15 protein-coding genes are annotated in these 15,533 nt (G+C 76.1%); 4 read left to right on the forward strand and 11 right to left on the reverse strand.

Annotated features, from left to right (window positions below; all coding sequences use genetic code 11):
• Positions 1-15 precede the first annotated feature (15 nt).
• Together guaB and E1O70_RS10105 are read right to left on the reverse strand one after the other, a co-directional pair.
• A complete protein-coding gene (gene guaB, locus E1O70_RS10100) occupies positions 16-1,545 on the reverse strand; it encodes an IMP dehydrogenase (protein ID WP_021479849.1) in 1,530 nt (509 codons plus the stop codon).
• A gap of 139 nt (positions 1,546-1,684) precedes the next feature.
• On the reverse strand, positions 1,685-2,818 hold the full coding sequence (locus E1O70_RS10105) for a MerR family transcriptional regulator (RefSeq protein WP_061268651.1): 1,134 nt from the start codon (positions 2,816-2,818) through the stop codon (positions 1,685-1,687).
• A 257-nt stretch (positions 2,819-3,075) separates the two neighbouring features.
• Here E1O70_RS10105 and E1O70_RS10110 point away from each other — a divergent pair, with 257 nt between their 5' ends.
• Positions 3,076-3,366, forward strand: a complete 291-nt coding sequence (locus tag E1O70_RS10110; protein WP_031316449.1) for a WhiB family transcriptional regulator — start codon at positions 3,076-3,078, stop codon at positions 3,364-3,366.
• A 191-nt stretch (positions 3,367-3,557) separates the two neighbouring features.
• On the opposite strand, the gene groES is transcribed toward E1O70_RS10110, so the two are convergent.
• Positions 3,558-3,854 (reverse strand): co-chaperone GroES, encoded by a 297-nt coding sequence (gene groES / locus E1O70_RS10115; RefSeq protein ID WP_021482870.1) that lies wholly within the window; start codon positions 3,852-3,854, stop codon positions 3,558-3,560.
• Positions 3,855-4,093: 239 nt separating this feature from the next.
• Here groES and E1O70_RS10120 point away from each other — a divergent pair, with 239 nt between their 5' ends.
• Both E1O70_RS10120 and E1O70_RS10125 read left to right on the forward strand, forming a co-directional pair.
• Positions 4,094-5,371: a class I SAM-dependent methyltransferase gene (locus E1O70_RS10120; protein WP_061268652.1), complete on the forward strand. Its 1,278-nt coding sequence runs from the start codon at positions 4,094-4,096 to the stop codon at positions 5,369-5,371.
• A complete protein-coding gene (locus E1O70_RS10125; protein WP_240696659.1) occupies positions 5,368-6,525 on the forward strand; it encodes a glutamate--cysteine ligase in 1,158 nt (385 codons plus the stop codon). The genes E1O70_RS10120 and E1O70_RS10125 overlap by 4 nt, the downstream gene beginning before the upstream one ends.
• 13 nt (positions 6,526-6,538) lie before the next feature.
• Here E1O70_RS10125 and tsaD read toward each other — a convergent pair whose 3' ends face one another.
• A complete protein-coding gene (gene tsaD / locus E1O70_RS10130; RefSeq protein ID WP_043655819.1) occupies positions 6,539-7,606 on the reverse strand; it encodes a tRNA (adenosine(37)-N6)-threonylcarbamoyltransferase complex transferase subunit TsaD in 1,068 nt (355 codons plus the stop codon).
• Between the two features lie 101 nt (positions 7,607-7,707).
• Here tsaD and E1O70_RS10135 point away from each other — a divergent pair, with 101 nt between their 5' ends.
• Positions 7,708-8,355: a malonic semialdehyde reductase gene (locus E1O70_RS10135; RefSeq protein WP_021482305.1), complete on the forward strand. Its 648-nt coding sequence runs from the start codon at positions 7,708-7,710 to the stop codon at positions 8,353-8,355.
• A 103-nt stretch (positions 8,356-8,458) separates the two neighbouring features.
• Here the strand turns inward: E1O70_RS10135 and E1O70_RS10140 are convergent, their stop codons facing one another.
• The 7 genes from E1O70_RS10140 to E1O70_RS10170 form a co-directional block, all read right to left on the reverse strand.
• Positions 8,459-9,352, reverse strand: a complete 894-nt coding sequence (locus tag E1O70_RS10140) for a sulfurtransferase (protein ID WP_061268653.1) — start codon at positions 9,350-9,352, stop codon at positions 8,459-8,461.
• The gene (gene rimI / locus E1O70_RS10145) at positions 9,349-9,888 is read right to left on the reverse strand and encodes a ribosomal protein S18-alanine N-acetyltransferase (RefSeq protein ID WP_051028740.1); all 540 of its coding nucleotides are present in this window, start codon (positions 9,886-9,888) and stop codon (positions 9,349-9,351) included. The genes E1O70_RS10140 and rimI overlap by 4 nt, the downstream gene beginning before the upstream one ends.
• Entirely contained in the window at positions 9,885-10,604 is a 720-nt protein-coding gene (tsaB, locus tag E1O70_RS10150) for a tRNA (adenosine(37)-N6)-threonylcarbamoyltransferase complex dimerization subunit type 1 TsaB (RefSeq protein WP_061268654.1), read from the reverse strand. Before tsaB ends, rimI begins: the two co-directional genes overlap by 4 nt.
• A 46-nt stretch (positions 10,605-10,650) precedes the next feature.
• A complete protein-coding gene (gene tsaE / locus E1O70_RS10155) occupies positions 10,651-11,148 on the reverse strand; it encodes a tRNA (adenosine(37)-N6)-threonylcarbamoyltransferase complex ATPase subunit type 1 TsaE (protein ID WP_061268667.1) in 498 nt (165 codons plus the stop codon).
• A 77-nt stretch (positions 11,149-11,225) separates the two neighbouring features.
• Positions 11,226-12,470, reverse strand: coding sequence for an alanine racemase (gene alr / locus E1O70_RS10160; protein ID WP_061268668.1), 1,245 nt, complete (start codon positions 12,468-12,470; stop codon positions 11,226-11,228).
• A gap of 205 nt (positions 12,471-12,675) precedes the next feature.
• Positions 12,676-13,584: a pseudouridine synthase gene (locus tag E1O70_RS10165; RefSeq protein ID WP_043660468.1), complete on the reverse strand. Its 909-nt coding sequence runs from the start codon at positions 13,582-13,584 to the stop codon at positions 12,676-12,678.
• Positions 13,585-13,719: 135 nt separating this feature from the next.
• Positions 13,720-15,513: a bifunctional ADP-dependent NAD(P)H-hydrate dehydratase/NAD(P)H-hydrate epimerase gene (locus E1O70_RS10170; protein ID WP_061268655.1), complete on the reverse strand. Its 1,794-nt coding sequence runs from the start codon at positions 15,511-15,513 to the stop codon at positions 13,720-13,722.
• Positions 15,514-15,533: the final 20 nt, after the last annotated feature.

Consider the following 15,533-nt stretch of genomic DNA (forward strand, 5'->3'; position numbering starts at 1 on the left):
CGTGGTGCTGCGCGCTCAGAAGCCCGTGTAGTTGGGGGCCTCGACCGTCATCTGCACGTCGTGCGGGTGGCTCTCCTTGAGCGACGCCGACGTGATGCGGATGAAGCGCCCCTTCTCCTGGAGCTCGGGCACGGTGCGGGCGCCGACGTAGAACATCGTCTGGTGCAGGCCGCCGACGAGCTGGTGCGCCACGGTGCCGAGCGACCCCTTGTAGGGCACCTGGCCCTCGACGCCCTCGGGGACGATCATGTCGTCGCTCGTGACCTCGGCCTGGAAGTAGCGGTCCTTCGAGTACGACTTCTTGCCGCGCGAGGACATGGCGCCCATGGAGCCCATGCCGCGGTACGCCTTGTACTGCTTGCCCTTGACGAGGATCGTCTCGCCCGGGGACTCCTCGGTGCCCGCGAGCATCGAGCCGAGCATCACCGTCTCCGCGCCCGCGACGATCGCCTTCCCGATCTCGCCCGAGTGGCGCATGCCGCCGTCGGCGATGACCGGGACCCCGGCCGGGCGCGCGGCGAGCGACGCCTCGTAGACGGCGGTCACCTGCGGGACGCCGACGCCCGTGACGATGCGCGTGGTGCAGATCGAGCCCGGCCCGACGCCGACCTTGACCGCGTCCGCGCCGGCGTCGACGAACGCCTGCGCGCCCTCGCGCGTCGCGACGTTGCCGCCGATCACCTGGACGTCGCGCGTCGCCGGGTCGGACTTGAGGCGCGCGACCATCTCGATGAGCATCCGGACGTTGCCGTGCGCCGTGTCCGCGACCAGCACGTCGACGCCCGCGTCGATGAGCGTCGTGGCGCGCTGCCACGCGTCGCCGAAGTAGCCGATCGCGGCGCCGACGAGCAGGCGGCCCTGGCCGTCCTTCGACGCGTTGGGGAACTGCTCGGACTTGACGAAGTCCTTGACCGTGATGAGCCCGGTGAGACGGCCGTCCGCGTCGACGAGCGGCAGGCGCTCGAGCTTGTGCTTGCGCAGGAGCGCGGTCGCCTCCTCGCGGGAGATCCCCGCCGGGCCCGTGATGAGCGGCTGGGGCGTCATGACCTCGTCGACCTTCGTCGTCGCCCACTCGGCGACGGGCGTGAAGCGCAGGTCGCGGTTGGTCACCATGCCGATGAGGCGGCGCTCGGCGTCGAGCACCGGGAAGCCGGAGATGCGGTACTCGCCCGCGGTCTTGTCGAGCTCCTCGAGCGTCGCGTCGGGGCCGATGGTCACCGGGTTGTCGATGATGCCCGTCTGCGTGCGCTTCACCAGGTCCACCTGGAGCGCCTGGTCCTCGATCGAGAGGTTGCGGTGCAGCACGCCGATGCCGCCCTGGCGCGCCATCGCGATGGCCATGCGCGACTCGGTGACGGTGTCCATGGCCGCCGAGACGAGCGGCACGCGGATCGAGATCTCGCGCGTCAGGCGCGTCGTGGTGTCGATGTCCGACGGCGCCAGGTCCGAGTAGCCGGGCTGCAGCAGGACGTCGTCGTAGGTGAGACCCAGGAATCCGAAGGGGTCACGGTCGGGGACGGCGGCGGGGACGGGCGAGGCGGTCACACCAGGATTCTACGCCGGGGGCCCTCGCCGTATTCCCGCCCGGTCCCCGCCCGCCCGGGGCCCGGGAGGCACGGACGGGCGGGAGGCACGTGGGCGTGCAGGCGCGCGCCGCACCCGGCCGGGCGGCCCCGCGGACGGCTCAGCGCACGACGGCGAGGAGCTCGTGCAGGAGGCCCGTGAAGCTGCGCACCCGGTGGACGGTCGCGGCGAGCGGGAGCTCCTCCGCGGCCTGGTCGCTCGGGAGACCGACGAAGAACGGCAGGCTCGGGTTCGCGTCGTGCGCGGCGTGCACGATGCCCAGGTCGGGACGCGCCTGCGTGGTCACCATCGCCACCGCGGACGGCCGCACCATCGTCACGATCTCCAGCGTGCGGTGCACGTTCGCGGGCCCGGTGACGATCCGCGCCATCGCGCCGTGCGAGGCGAGCGACGCGGCGAGCGCGTGCGCGGCCAGCGGGAGCGGCTCGTCGGGCGCAGCGAAGACGAGGACGATCCGCCGCATGCGGCTCGGGTGGTTCCGGGGCGGCCCCCCGGCGGCCACGATCGCGTCCTCGCTCGCCTGCGTGTACTCGCGCAGCGCGACGAGCGTCGCGTTGGCGAGCACGACCTCGGGCACCTCGCCCGGGCCGGCGAGCACGGTGCGCTCGGCCAGGCGCTCGAGCGCGGGCTCGACGAGGTCGGACCACCACGCGGCCGGGTCGCCGCCCGTCGGGATGCGTAGCAGCCGGTCGCACGCGCGCTGGTCGTAGGCGATCGCCGCGTCGACGACGTCGGAGACGCGCGTGGGCCGCGGTCCCTCACGGACGCCGACCGGACGGGGACCGGCGGCCCGTGCGGGCTCGCCACCCGGGACGGCGCGCAGGAACGGGCGCGACGGCGGCGGCTCGGGCGCCTCGTCGTCGGCCTCGGGCTCGTCGGCGTCGAGGTCGCCCGCGCCGTCGGCGCCGCGGTCGTCGAAGGAGATCGCCCCACGGTTCGCGGCGAGCTCCTCCTCGTCGGCGGCGAGCGCGGCGCGGGCCGCGTCGGCGGGCGCGACGCCGTCGAGCGTGAGGCGGCGCATCACGACGAGGCGAGCGACGTCGTCGTCGGTGTAGCGCCGGTGGGAGCCGGCCCGGTGCTGCGAGGGGCCGAGGCCGTAGCGACGGTCCCAGGTGCGCAGGGTCGCGGGCGCGACGCCGAGCCGGCGCGCGACGGCGGCGACGGCGAGGCCGGGGGACGAGGTCATGCTCGGTCGGGCTCCCTCGGGGTCGGGGGCGGACCGGACTGAGGTCATGGATCGATTCTGCCGAGCGGGCACCCGTCTCGCCACCTCGTAGAGGTCACAGTCGTGCACCCTTCGCGCCAGACCCGTGCCGTATTTGTTCGCTGCACGCGCAAACGCGCCGGGCGCCGCCGATCGCGTCAGCGCGGCAGGACCAGCCGACGCGGTTGAGCAGACCCGCACCGCTCCACGAGCGGTTCAACCTGCTCGTTCACTTTTTCCTCACAGGGGACTTGAACAACCCTTGCAACGCTTGTAGGTTGTTCGGCATGGCAGAGATCTCGAGGCTCCCCGGGCCCGTCATGGAGCTGTGGGAATGGCAGTACCAGGGTTCGTGCCGCGACGCGGACGACACGTTGTTCTTCCACCCCGAGGGTGAACGCGGCTCGACGCGACGACGGCGAGCGGAGGCCGCGAAGGCGATCTGCCACTCGTGCCCCGTGATGATGCAGTGCCGCGAGCAGTCGCTCCGCGTGCGTGAGCCGTACGGGGTGTGGGGCGGCCTGAGCGAGGACGAGCGCGCCGCCATCCTCGCGGGCGGCGCCCGCCGCACCGGCTGACGCACCCCTCCCTCCGGGCACCGTCCTCGGTGCCTCCGCGCCACCAGCAGACCTGCACGGCCCCGGTCCGACGTCGTACCGGGCGCACGTGCGCACGACCCGTGGGACCACCGGTGGGGCGACCGGCCACGGAACGCAGCAGGGCCCCGCGACCGACGGTCGCGGGGCCCTGCTGCTGAACCGGGTCGGCGTCAGCCGACCACCACGGCGAGGATGTCGCGCGCGGACAGGACGAGGTAGTCCTCGCCGCCGTACTTGACCTCGGTGCCGCCGTACTTGCTGTAGATGACCTTGTCGCCGACGGTCACGTCGAGCGGGACGCGGTTGCCGTTGTCGTCGACACGGCCCGGACCGACAGCCAGGACCTCGCCCTCCTGGGGCTTCTCCTTGGCGGTGTCCGGGATGACCAGGCCGGATGCGGTCGTGGTCTCGGCCTCGAGGGCCTTCACGACGATCCGGTCCTCGAGCGGCTTGATGGGGACCGACACGTCGGACCTCCCCTTTCGCGGTGAGAACTGCAACGGATGGGTCGAGCGCACCGGCTGGCCGTCGTCGCGGGTGCCGGACAGCCTGGTCGCACGTGGCGCCGCCTCCGCGAGCGGTGGCGGCACGTCTCAAATCTAGGTCCCGGTTAGCACTCGGTCAAGGCGAGTGCCAACGTCCGCCCTGCGGACGATCCGGGCTCCGGCTGCGCGTGGTCCCCGGCCCCCGTGGAAGGATCGACGCCATGGACGCCGCCACGCTCACCAAGCTGCTCAGCCCCGAGGGCTGGGCCCTGCTCGGCGCGCTCCCGCCGTACGACGAGCAGCAGGCGCTCGTGCTCGCGGCAGGGCTGCGCGCGAAGGGCGTCGACCCCGACCTGGCCGCCGCGGCCCTCACCCAGTCCCGGCTGCGCGCCGCGGCGCACGGCAAGCTCGGCGCGTTCGCCGACGGCATGCTCTTCACGCAGGCGGGGCTGGAGCAGGCGAGCCGGCTCGTCGTCGCGGGCCTGCACGCCCGGCGGTACCAGGAGGCGGGGATCCGGCGCGTCGCGGACCTCACGAGCGGGATCGGCGTCGACGCGCTCGCGTTCGCCGCCGCGGAGCTCGAAGTGCTCGCGACCGACGTCGACGAGCTCACCGCGGCGATCGCGACCGTCAACCTGCGCCACTTCCCCGAGGCCGAGGTGCGCCACGGCGACGGGCTCGCGCTCGACCTGGAGGGCGAGCGGATCGAGGGCGTGTACGCCGACCCGGCGCGCCGCACGCGCGCCGGCGCGCGCGTGTTCGACCCGAAGGCCTACGCCCCGCCGCTCGACGCGGTGTGGGCGCTGCGCGAGCGCGTGCCCGCGGTCGGGATCAAGGTCGGCCCGGGCATCCCGCACGCGGGTCTGCCCGAGGACGCCGAGACCGAGTGGGTGTCGGTCGACGGGGACGTCGTGGAGGCCGGGCTCTGGTTCGGCCCGCTGGCGCCCGAGGGACCGGGCCGGTCGGCGCTCGTCCTGTCGTCGTGGACCGGGCCCGACGGGACCGCGCGCACCACCACGCGCCGGATCGCCCACCGCCCGGGCGACGCAGACGTGGTGCCCGAGGTGGGCGCCGTCGGGCAGTACCTCTACGAGCCCGACGGCGCCGTGATCCGCGCGGGGCTCGTCGCCCACGCGGCGCGCGGGCTGGGCGGTCGCCTGCTCGACCGGACCATCGCGTACGTGACCACCGACTCCCCCGCGCCGCTCGACGCGACGGGGCTCGCGGACGGGCTCGCGCGCGGCTACCGCGTGCTCGACACCATGCCGTTCGGCCTCAAGCGGCTGCGCTCCTACCTGCGCGAGCGCGGCGTGGGTCGTCTGACGATCAAGAAGCGGGGCACCGCCGTCACGCCGGAGCAGCTCCGCCGGCAGCTCGCCCTCACGGGCGACGCGACCGCCACGATAGTCCTCACGCGCGTCGGCGGCTCCCAGCAGGTGCTCGTCGTCGAGCCGCTCTCTGCTTCCCCGGCCGGCGCCGGGCAGGACGGGCACCGGTGAGCGCCCTGCCGCGCCGCACGGCGATCCCCTTCGCCCGCTCGGAGCGCTCGACCGTCGGGCTCGAGTGGGAGCTCGCACTCGTCGACGCCGACTCGGGCGACCTGCGGCAGGTCGCGCAGACCGTGCTCGACGCCGTGCGCCCGGCCGACGGCGGGCCGCACCCGTCGATCAAGCAGGAGCTCCTGCTCAACACCGTCGAGGTCGTGAGCGGCGTGTGCCGCACGGTGGGCGAGGCCGGCCGCGACCTGCAGCGTTCGGTCGAGGAGCTGCGCGCCGTGACGGACCCGCTGCGCGTCGAGCTCATGAGCGCGGGCACGCACCCGTTCGCGCGCTGGGCGCAGCAGAAGGTCACCGACAAGCAGCGCTACACCACGCTCATCGACCGCACCCAGTGGTGGGGGCGGCAGATGCTCATCTACGGCGTGCACGTGCACGTCGGCATCGAGGACCGCGCCAAGGTGCTGCCGATCCAGCGCGCGATGCTCACGACGTTCGCCCACCTTCAGTCGCTCTCGGCGAGCTCGCCGTTCTGGGGCGGCAAGGACACCGGCTACGCGTCGAACCGCGCGTTGATGTTCCAGCAGCTGCCGACCGCGGGCCTGCCGTTCCCGTTCGGGACGTGGGAGGAGCTCGAGGGCTACGTCGCCGACATGCTGCACACCGGCGTCATCGACGCGTTCGACGAGGTCCGGTGGGACCTGCGGCCCGCGCCGCAGTTCGGCACGCTCGAGACGCGCATCTGCGACGGCGTCACGAACATCTCCGAGCTCCTGGCGCTGGCCGCCCTCACGCACTGCCTCGTCGAGCACTTCTCGACGATGCTCGACGAGGGACGCGAGCTGCCGAGCATCCCACCGTGGTACGCGCAGGAGAACAAGTGGCGCTCGGCGCGCTACGGCATGGACGCGATCATCATCCTCGACCGCGAGGGCAACGAGGAGCTCGTGACCGACGCCGTGGGGGGGCTGCTCGTCGAGCTCGAGCCCGTCGCGGCGCGCCTCGGCTGCCTCGACGAGCTCGACGGCGTGCGCACCATCGTGCGGCGCGGCGCGTCCTACCAGCGGCAGCGCGCGGTGGCGCGGCGCCACGGGGGCGAGCTGGACGCCGTCGTGCGCTCGCTCGTCGCCGAGATGCGGGCCGGCCGGCCCCTGTGACCCGGCCGGGCCGTCACACGTGCGTGACGGTGAGCGGCATCGACGAGTCGACGCCGATGTCCAGGCTCGACGGCGCGACGCCCGCCCGCACGACGGCCGAGCCGAGCGCGGCGATCATCGCCCCGTTGTCGGTGCAGTAGCGGATCGGCGGGATGCGCAGCTCGATGCCCGCCTCCGCGCAGCGCTCCGCGGCCATGTCGCGCAGCTGGGAGTTCGCGCTGAACCCGCCGCCGACGACGAGCGTCGAGACGCCGTGCCGCTCGCACGCGGCGATGGTCTTCGCGGTGAGCACGTCGGCGACGGACTCCGCGAAGGAGGCGGCGACGTCGTGCACGGGGATCTCCTCCCCCGCGTCCTGGCGGGCCTCGACCCAGCGCGCGACGGCCGTCTTGAGGCCGGAGAAGGAGAAGTCGTACGCGTGCTTCTCCTGGTCCTTGCGTGCGGTGAGGCCCCGCGGGAACCGGATCGCCGTGGGGTCGCCCTCGCGCGCGAGGCGGTCGATGTGCGGGCCGCCGGGGTACGGCAGGCCGAGCAGGCGCCCGACCTTGTCGAACGCCTCGCCCGCGGCGTCGTCGAGCGTCGAGCCGAGCTCGGTGACGGACGTCGCGACGTCGTCCACGAGCAGGAGCGAGCTGTGCCCGCCGGACACGACGAGCGCCATGACGCGCTCGGGGAACGCGCCGTGCACGAGCTCGTCGACGGCCGCGTGGCCGATGACGTGGTTCACGCCGTAGAGCGGCTTGCCGAGCGCGAGCGCGAGGGCCTTCGCGGCGGAGGCGCCGATGGTCAGCGGGCCGACGAGGCCCGGCCCGGCGGTCACAGCGATCGCGTCGACCTCGGAGAGGTCGACGTCGGCCGTGCCGAGCGTGCGCTCGAGCGTGGGGATCATCGCCTCGAGGTGGGCGCGCGACGCGACCTCGGGGATGATCCCGCCGTAGCGCGCGTGCTCGTCCATGGAGCTCGCGACCGTGTCGACGAGCAGCTCGCGACCGCGGACGAGCGCCACGCCCGTCTCGTCGCAGGACGTCTCGATGCCGAGCACCAGGGGCTCGCCGGAGCTCGCGGGAGCAGTGGGGACCATGGCGTCCAGGGTAGTCGCGCGCGGGGGCCGGACCGTCCGTGTCGCGCACGTCACACCGTCTGTTCGGAAGATGATCAAGGGTTCAACTGTTTGTCCCAGTCATGAGCACCGACACCCTCATCGAGTCCTCTGCCGCGCCGAGCGAGCAGGCCGACCAGCTCGCGATCGACGCGCAGGCCGCGGACCGCCTGTTCCGCGCGGCGCACACCACGCACGCGTTCTCGGACGAGCCCGTCACCGACGCGCAGATCCAGGCCGCCTGGGACCTCGTCCGCTGGGCGCCCACCGCGATGAACACCCTCCCGCTGCGGCTGCTCGTCGTCCGCACGCCCGAGGCGAAGCAGCGCCTCGGCGCGCACATGGCGGACTTCAACCGCGACAAGACGCTCGCCGCGCCGGTGACGATCGTCGCCGCCGCCGACCCGTCGTTCCACCAGCACCTCGGCACGCTCGCGCCGTTCCGCGAGGGCATCGCCGAGCAGCTCGACCCGCAGGCGGACCTGCGTGAGGGTATGGCCCGCACCAACGCCCTCATCCAGATCGGCTACCTCATCGTCGGGCTGCGCGCCGCCGGCCTGTCCGTGGGCCCCATGACGGGCTTCGACGCCGCCGGGATCGACGCCGAGTTCTTCGGCGAGTCCGGCTGGCGCACGCTGGTCGCGATCAACGTGGGCTACCCGGCCGACGAGGGCGCGCACTTCCCGCGCCAGGCGCGCCTCGACTTCCACCAGGTCGCCGAGGTCCTCTGAGCCCGTCCCGCACCGTCCGCGCCGAGGCGGCACCCCACCGGGGTGCCGCCTCGTCGCGTCCGGGGGCTGCGCGCGCTCCTCCGTCCGGGAGGCGCGGCGTGCGTCAGGTCGCGACGGGGCGGCCGGGGTCGTTCGACCACTGCGACCACGACCCCGCGTAGAGCGCCGCGTCGACGCCGAGCGTCGCGAGCGCGGCGACCTCGTGCGCGGCGGTGACGCCCGAGCCGCAGTACACCCCGACGGAACGGGACGCCGCGCTGTCCCCGGCGGCGCCCTCGGTCGTGCTCCCAGGCTGCGTGGCCACCCCGAGCGCGACGAAGCGCGCGCGGAGCGCCTCCGGGTCGAGGAACGTCCCGTCGGCGGCGAGGTTGCCGGTCGTCGGGGCGCTCACCGCGCCCGGGACGTGGCCGGCCCGCGGGTCGACGGGCTCGACCTCCCCGCGGTACCGCTCGCCCGCGCGCGCGTCGAGCAGCACGCCCGACGCCGCGAGCCCGGCCGCGCCGTCCGCGTCGAGCACCGGCATCCCGCCCGGGGAGACGACGACGTCGCCAGGCTCGGGCCGCACGTCGCCCTCCTCGGTCGGGTACCCCGCCGCGCGCCACGCGGGCAGGCCGCCGTCGAGGAGGCGGACGTCGTCGTGGCCCGCCCAGCGCAGCAGCCACCACGCGCGCGCGGCCGACGTGCCGCCCACGGCGTCGTACACGACGACGCCCCGGTCGGCGCGGACGCCCCAGCGCCGGGCCGCCGCCTGCAGGTCGCCCGCCTCCGGCAGCGGGTGGCGGCCCGCGGCGGGCGACGGCGGCGCCGCGAGCTCGGTCTCCAGGTCCACGTACACCGCGCCCGGCACGTGCGCGGCGCGGTGCTGCTCGCGCCCGTCGGTGACGCCCAGCGCCCACCGCACGTCGAGCACGACGGGCGGGCGGTCGCCCGCGAGCGCCGCGGCGAGGCCGCGCGCGTCGACGAGCACGCGGTCGCGCCGCGCGAGGTCGCCCGTCACGCGACCACGTCGGCGGACGCCGTCCCGTAGTCCGGCTCGTCGCGCGGCGGCGGGGCGCCCAGCTCGAGCCGCATCGTGTACGCGTCCACGTCCTCGGGCTGGTAGTACCGCTTGCGGATGCCGAGCTGCTCGAACCCGTGCTTCGCGTAGAGCCCGAGCGCCGCGTCGTTGTCGACGCGCACCTCGAGCAGCACGGCGCTCGCCCCGAGCTCGCGCGACCGCTCGACCAGCGCCTCCAGGAGCACCGAGCCCACGCCCTGGTGCTGGAACGCCGGGTCGACGCCGATGGTCATGACCTGGGTGACGTCGCCGTCGAACCACAGGCCCGCGTACCCGACGAGCGGCTGGGGCCCCGCGGCGTAGAGCCGCACGGGCTCGGCGGCGACGTACCACCGCCCGAACCCGGCGAGCTCGTCGGCGAGCATCCCGTAGGTCCACGCGCCGCGCCCGAACAGCTCACGCTCGAGCTCGACGACCCGGTCGAGGTCCGCGGCCTTGAGGGGCCGCAGCCGGATCTCGTACGACCGCGTGCTCATCGCGACCGCTCCGGCGACGCGTCGCTCACGCGCTTGCGCGCCGCGGCCTCCTGGACGTCGGGGCGGCGCAGGTACAGCGGCTCGGTCGGCTGCTCGAGCCCGGCCGCCCGGCGCGCGATCGCCAGGCGCGCGAGCACGGCGGCGTCGGGGACCTGCGGCGCGTCCTGCGCGACGTCGAGCGCGTCGGGGTACAGCTCGGCGCCCTCCCCGACCACGACGGCGCCCGCGGCGTGCGTCGCGACGTCGGCGGCGGGGCCGACGTCGGGCCCCGCGACGGTCTCGAGCACGGGGACCGCGTGCGGCCCCTCGTGCGCGACGACGCGGTACCGCGCCCAGTAGACCTCGCGACGGCGGGCGTCGGTCGCGACGAGGAGCTCGTCGTCGGGCGCGAGGCCGAGGTCGCTCACGGCCTGCACGGCGACGGCGTCGAGGCTCGGGACGCCCAGCACGGGGACGCCGAGCGCGAAGCCCAGGGCCCGGGCGGTGACGAGCCCGACCCGCAGGCCGGTGAACGGCGCCGGGCCCGTCCCGACGGCGACGGCCGTGAGGTCGCGGCGGTCGACGCCGGCCTCGGCGAGCGCCGCCTCGACGAGCGGGGCGAGCGCCTCGGCGTGCCGGCGACGCTCGGGCGCGTCGCGGCGGGCGAGACGAGCGCCGTCGTCGGAGACGACGGCGACGGTGACGGAGGCGGAGGTGTCGAGCGCGAGAACAGCCACGGCTCCAGCCTACGGCCGGGAGCGGGGCCGTCCTCGTCGCCGGGCGCTACCGGGTGAGCGCGGCGACGTCGAGGCCGGCCCAGCGCGCCCCCACGCCGCGCACGGTCACGCGCCGCTCCCCCGCCTCGGGGGCGTCGTCGTCCGGGCCCTGCTCCGCGCCGACCCCGCCGCGCGGGCGCTCGAGCACGATCTCCAGGCGGTCGCCCGCGAGCGCCTCGACGAGGCCGCTGCCCCACTCGACGACCGTCACCGACTCGTCCAGGCTCGAGTCGAGGTCGAGCGCGTCGACCTCGTCGAGCGACCCCAGGCGGTACGCGTCCACGTGCACGAGGGCCGGGCCCCCGACGACGGACGGGTGCTCGCGCGCGACGATGAACGTCGGGGACGCGACCTGGCCGCGCACGCCGAGCCCCGCCCCGATCCCCTGCGTGAGCGTCGTCTTCCCCGCCCCGAGGTCGCCCGTGAGGATCACCAGGTCCCCCGCGCGCAGCACCGCGGCGAGGGCGCGGCCGAACGCGCGGGTCGCCTCGGCGTCGGGCAGCACGACGACGCCGCCCGGGGCGTCGTCGGACGCAGTCCCCCCTGCGGCGGGCGCCGGGGTCGAGTGGTTCGGGTCGTCGCTCACGCGCGGACCGTCCTTTCCGTGCTGTCGTGCGGGCTCGGGTCGCGCGCCAGGAGCGCCCGCGCGCCGTCGTCGAGCACGTGCGTCCCCACGTGCTCGCGCGGCACGCGCGCACCGAGGCGCGTCGTGATCTCGTAGCTGATGGTGCCCGCGGCCTGCGCCCAGTCCTCGGCCGTGGGGAACCCGGCGCGCGCCACGCCGTCGCCCGCGCCGAACAGCGTGACGACGTCGCCCGCGCGCTCGGTCGCGTCCGGGCCGAGGTCGAGCACGAGCTGGTCCATGCAGACCCGGCCCGCGACGCGCACGACGCGCCCGCCGGGCTCTCCCGGGCGGGCGCCGACGAGTACCGGCCCGCCCGGCGCGCCCGCGGGCCCGCCGCCCGACGCGTGGCGCGGGATCCCGTCGCCGTAGCCGAGCGGCACGACGCCGAGCGTCGTGTCCTGCGGCGTCGTGTAGTGGTGCGAGTAGGAGACGCCGTGACCGCCGGGCACGCGCTTGACCGTCGCGAGGCGCGCCTCGAGCGTCATCGCGGGGCGCAGTCCGAACCGCGACGGCGGCCCGAGCTGCGGCACGGGCGTCATCCCGTACGCGGCCAGGCCCGGGCGCACGAGGTCGTAGTGGGTGCGGGGGGCCGTGAGCGTCGCGGCGGAGTTCGCGAGGTGGCGCAGCTCCGGCACGACGCCCGCCCGCGCGGCCCCGCGCACGGCCTCGTCGAAGACGTCGGCCTGCGCGACGACGGTCGGGTGGCCGGGCTCGTCCGCGAACGCCAGGTGCGACCACATGCCGACGACGCGCACGGCACCCTCCGCCTCGGCGCGCGCCACGGCGTCGAGCACGTCCGGCAGGTCCGCCGGCATGATCCCGTTGCGGCCCAGGCCCGTGTCGACCGCGAGGTGCACCCGCGCGGTCCGGCCCGCGGCCCGCGCCGCGGCGACGACCTCGTCCACGGCCCAGCGCGCCGCGAGCGACACGTCGACGTCCGCCTCCACGAGGTCGCGCAGCGGCGCGCCCGGCGGGTACAGCCACGTGAGCACGCGCGCCCGGTCCGGGCCGACGCCCGCCGCCCGCAGCGCGAGCGCCTCGCCCGGCTGCGCCGTCCCGAGCCACGTCGCACCGCCCGCGAGCGCCCCGAGCGCGCTCGCGACGAGCCCGTGCCCGTACGCGTCCGCCTTGACCACGGCCATCACCTCGGACGCCGGCGCGAGGTCCGCGAGCGCGCGCACGTTGTCACGGACCGCCGCCAGGTCGACGACGGCGCGGGCCGGGTAGGCGCGGGGGTCCGGGCCGTCGGAGCCGCTCGCGCGGGACGTCGGGGCGGGGCCCGCGAGGGAGCCCGCCCGGGCGCCGGTGGGGACGGTGCCGGGGGCGCCGGCGGGTGTGCCGGGATGTGTGCCGGGAGAGGTCGTGCGCTGGGTGTCGCTCACGGTCGTCGATTCTCTCACCCGCGCGTCACCACGCGGAGAGCGCGCGGTCCGTCGCGAAGCGGCGCTCGCGGCCGGTGAACGGGTCCGTGAACGCGAGCGACCGCGACACGAGCTGGAGAGGGCGCGAGTAGTCCTCGGGCGAGACGTCGTACGGCTCGGGGTAGAAGTTGTCGTGCACGATCGGCACGCCGAGCCGCGCCATGTGCAGGCGGAGCTGGTGCGTCCTGCCGCTGTGCGGCTCGAGCCGGTACCGCGCGAGCCCGCGTGCCGGGTCGGTCTCGACGACGTCGACGCGGCTCTCCGCGTTGGGCTCGCCGTCCACCTCCTCGGCCCGCATGACGCCGCGGCGCTTGACGATGCGGCTGCGCACGGTCGCGGGGAGGTCGAGCGACGGGTCCCACGGCGCGACCGCCTCGTAGGTCTTGCGCACCTCGCGGCGCGCGAAGAGCTCCTGGTACGCCCCGCGCACCTGCGGGCGCAGCGTGAGCAGCAGGACGCCCGCGGTCACGCGGTCGAGGCGGTGCGCCGGGCTGAGCTCGGGCAGGTCGAGGTCGCGGCGCAGCCGCACCAGCACCGACCGCGCGACGTACGCCCCGCGCGGGATGGTCGCGAGGAAGTGCGGCTTGTCGACGACCAGCAGGTCCCGGTCGCGGTGCAGCACGCGGACCTCGAACGGCACGTCCGGCTCGACGGGCGGGTCGCGGTAGAGGAACACGAACCCGCGCGGCTCGTACGGCGTGCGCGCGTCCACCGGGCGCCCGCGGCCGTCGACGACCTCCCCCGCCGCGACCTTCTCCGCGAGGCGCGCGGCGTCGTCGGGGAAGCGGTGGCGCACGTAGTCGAGGGTGCGCGGGTACCGCGCGACGCTCTCGGCGTCGTGCGGCAGCACGAGGCGCGTCGGGTTGAGGCCGTCGCGCACGGGGAGGGGGACCACGCCCTCCACGGTACCGGCGGCGTCCCCGCGGTCGGTGCGGGTCGCGCGTGGGTGCGGTGGGGTGCGCGGCGGCGCGGTCGGCACGCGGGCGCAACCGGCGCGGTCGGCGCGTGGTGCGGCACGCCGTGGGCGCGGTCAGCGCGCGGCGAGCAGCTCCGCGACGACGCCCGGGACCGCGTCCGCGACGTCGAGCGCCGCGACGGGACCGCCCGGGTTCGCGCGCTCGGCGGCGAGACCGTGCACGACGGCGGCCGCCGCAGCAAGCCGCGCGGCGAGGCCCGGCTCCCGCACGACGCGCTCCGCGTGCGCCGCGAGCAGCGTGCCGAGGATGCCGGCGAGGACGTCGCCCGCCCCGGCGGTCGCGAGCCACGCAGGCGCGTCCGCCTGCGACCACGCGCCCTCCGGCCCGACGACGACCGTCGCCGACCCCTTGAGCAGCACCGTCGCGCCGGTGGCGTCGTGCGCGCGGCGCGCCCAGCGCAGCGGCTCGGCCTCGACGTCGGTCCGCGTCACGTCGTCGCCGCGCGCCCGCAGGAGCGTCGCGAGCTCCCCGGCGTGCGGGGTCAGGACGACCGACGGCGGGCAGCGCTCGGGCAGCAGGGACAGAGCGCCCGCGTCGACGACCGCGGGCACGCGCTCCGGCGTCGCGTCGGTGGTCGTGGCGTCGGTGGTCGTCGCGTCGGTCGCCGTCGCGGCAGCGAGCGCGGTCCGCACGCGCTCGTGCTGGCCGCCGTCGTCGACCGGGTCGTCGCCCGGGCCGGGGACCGCCGGGACGCCCGGGCCCAGCACCCAGGACTGGACGCGGCCCGCGGCGGGCACCACCTCGGGGCGGGCCGCGAGGACGGCGCGCGTGGCGTCGTCGGGCCCGCCGTAGCGCACCATGCCCGGACCCGTGCGGACGGCCGCGGTCGTGACGAGCACCGCCGCGCCCGGGAAGGTCGGCGTGCCCGCCACGACGCCGACGACGCCGCGCGTGTACTTGTGGTCGGTCGCGCCGGGCACGGACCAGAGCGCCGCGACGTCCGCCGGCTCGAGCCGACGCACGACCGGTGTCGTCTTCCCCCGGTCCGGGGCGGGCGCGTCGGGGCCGGCGACGCCGGGGCCCGGTGCGCCGAGGCCGGGTGCGTCAGCGCCGGGTGCGTCAGGGACGGGTGCGCCGAGGCGCAGCCCGATGTCGACGACCGCGCCGTGCCCCGCGAGGTGCGTCGCGGGCGGCAGGAGCAGCCCCGGCTTGGCGGCGCCGAACGTCACCGTGCGGTCGGCGCGCAGCACCGGGCCCGGCACCGTGCCGTCGTCGACGCCGATGCCGCTCGGCGCGTCCACCGCGACGACCCACGGCCGACCGGGGCCTTCGGGACCGTGCGCGGGGCCGCCGTCGAGCACCGCTGTCAGCCGCTCCACGAGGTCCGCCGCGACCCCGCGCAGCGCGCCCCGGGCGCCGATCCCGACGAGGCCGTCGAGCACGACGTCGGCGCGCGCCGCCTGGGCAGCGACCCGGTCGGCGACGTGCGGGTCGAGGTGGTCGCGGTGGCGGTCGTCGTGACCGTCGCCGTACGCCGCGCCGTCCGGGCTGCCCACGAGCACCTCGACGCGCCCGCCCGCGTCCCGGAGCGCGGCGAGACCACCGGCGTGCGCGTGCTCGCCCGTGAGCACCGCCAGCACCTCGACGCCGCGGCGCGCGAGGTACGCGCCCGCGTACAGCGTGTCCCCGCCGTTGTTGCCCGAGCCGACGAGCAGGACCGCCCGGGCGCCGGTGACGCGCCCGTCGCGGCGGCCGCCGTCGGGCAGTGCGACCGACCGGCGTCGGGCGAGGTCGCGCGCGACGACGGTGGCGAGCGCGAACGACGCCCGCTCCATGAGCGGGACGCCCGCGGCGAGCAGGGGCTCCTCGGCGGCGCGGACGTCGGCGACGGACCAGGCTTCGATCATGACCTCATCCTGCCCACCGG

It is taken from the genome of Cellulosimicrobium funkei, from assembly GCF_004519295.1.
GTDB classification, from domain to species: domain Bacteria; phylum Actinomycetota; class Actinomycetes; order Actinomycetales; family Cellulomonadaceae; genus Cellulosimicrobium; species Cellulosimicrobium funkei.